This is a genomic window from Microbacterium sp. Bi128 (genome assembly GCF_918698205.1).
In genome coordinates this window covers 1-1679 of the sequence record NZ_CAKKMM010001128.1, presented here as the reverse complement: position 1 = coordinate 1679, position 1679 = coordinate 1, and the positions used below count along the sequence as shown (strand labels likewise).

General features: G+C 69.0%; 2 protein-coding genes. Both read right to left on the bottom strand.

Going from position 1 to position 1679, the window contains the following annotated elements:
• Nucleotides 1-67 precede the first annotated feature (67 nt).
• Nucleotides 68-1354, bottom strand: a complete 1287-nt coding sequence (locus LQV45_RS30465) for an FAD-dependent oxidoreductase (protein WP_230010963.1) — start codon at nucleotides 1352-1354, stop codon at nucleotides 68-70.
• A partial coding sequence (locus LQV45_RS30460; protein WP_374208339.1) for an MFS transporter occupies nucleotides 1347-1679 on the bottom strand: 333 nt, incomplete at its 5' end. The genes LQV45_RS30460 and LQV45_RS30465, both read right to left, overlap by 8 nt.

Sequence of the window (1679 nt, the reverse complement as noted above, 5' to 3'; positions counted from 1 at the left end):
AAGGACGGCGCCTCGCCCGGAGCTCGTAACGGGTCACCCAAGGACGGAGCCTCGCCCGGAGCCCGGATTAGGCGGAGATCTTGTCCGCCATGTCGGAGTGTGCCGCGCGGGCCGCCGGCACGCCGGCGCCGTCCTGGCCGTACAGCCAGTCGTTGTACCGGAAATCGTTGTCCATCCGGCTCTTGAAGAGCAGGTTGCGCAGCGTCCGGGCCAGCCCGGAGACGTGCCAGGATTCGCCCCAGACGCGGGCGCTGCGCTGGACCCTGGCGGTGCGGCCGGCGCGGAGGTTGTTGAATTCCTTGATCGCGCCGTCCCAGGCCGCGGGGTTGACGCCGTCGGCGGTGAACACGGTGCCGGTGGTGACGTCCTGCAGCACTGCCGCGTCCTCGAGCGCCTGGCAGGCGCCCTGGGCCAGGTACTGCAACATCGGGTGCGCGGCGTCGCCCATCAGCACCATGCGGCCGGCCACCCAGTTTTCGATCGGATCGCGGTCGTACATGGGCCAGCGCATGCTGGTGCCCAGGTTTTTCAGCGCAGCCTGGACGGCGGGGACGCAGTCCTTGTACGCGGCCTCGAGCTCGTCGACTCCCCCGTACTGCTCCTCGCCGCGCTCAAAGGAGGCGGACTTGAAAACGGCCACGGTGTTCAGCAGCTCGCCCTTGCGCAGCGGGTACTGCACGAGGTGGCAGTCCGGTCCGAGGTAGACAATGACGTCCTCGAGGTCCGCTTTGGGTGTGTGTTCGGTAATGGGCACGGTGCCGCGGTAGGCGACGTAGGCCGAGGGGACCGGCTCGTCGCCGGCAACGAGCGGGCGCAGGGTGGACTTGAGCCCGTCGGCGCCGATGACGACGTCGGCCTCGTAGTCCACGCCGGCGGCCGTGTGGGCCACTCCCCTGCCGTTCACGGTCTCCACGCTCTCGACCATGACATCGTTGACCAGTTTCACGCCCGCCGCTTCGCAGCCCTCGAGCAGGACCCGGTGCAGGTCGCTGCGGTGGATCACCACGTAGGGCGCACCGTAGCGTTCCTCGAATTCCCCGCCGAGGCTCTGGCGCGTGAGCTCCTCGCCGGTGACGGCGTCGCGGAAGACCAGGTGCTTGGGCTGGACGCCAATCTCCAAGGCCTTGTCCAGCAGGCCCCAGCGTTTCAGGACGCGGGAGGCGTTGGGCGCCATCTGCAGCCCAGCGCCGACCTCGCCGAATTCGGGCGCCCGCTCCACGAGGGTGACGTCGGCGCCGCTTTCCCGCAGCGCGAGGGCTCCGGCCAATCCGGCCATTCCCCCTCCGATGACGAGGACATCGGTGGACCGGCCGTCGGTGGACAGGAAACTGGTGGACGGGACGTGCTCAGACATTGCTTGCTCCTGTTAGTGAAGGGGAGGTTGAGAGTTTTGATTTGAGTTTGAGCCCGACGGCGGCCAGCAGGACCGCTGCTATCGCGGCTGCACCGGCGAAGGCCAGGAAATTGGAATTGACGCCCAGTCCGGCAGCCAGCAGGAGGCCACCGATCTGGGGTGCGGCGACGGCGCCGATGCGGCCGGTCCCGAGTGCCCAGCCCAGCGCGGTCCCGCGCAGGTGCCCGGGATAGTGGCTCGCGACGGCGGCGATGATGAGGCACTGCGTGCCGTGGGTGCCGACGCCGGCGAGGACCAGCATGAGGTACACGACGGTGACCGGCGG

Coding starts and splice junctions, on each gene's coding strand:
- LQV45_RS30465 (WP_230010963.1), bottom strand. CDS start 1,354: ATGTCTGAGCACGTCCCGTCCACCAGTTTCCTGTCCACCGACGGCCGG.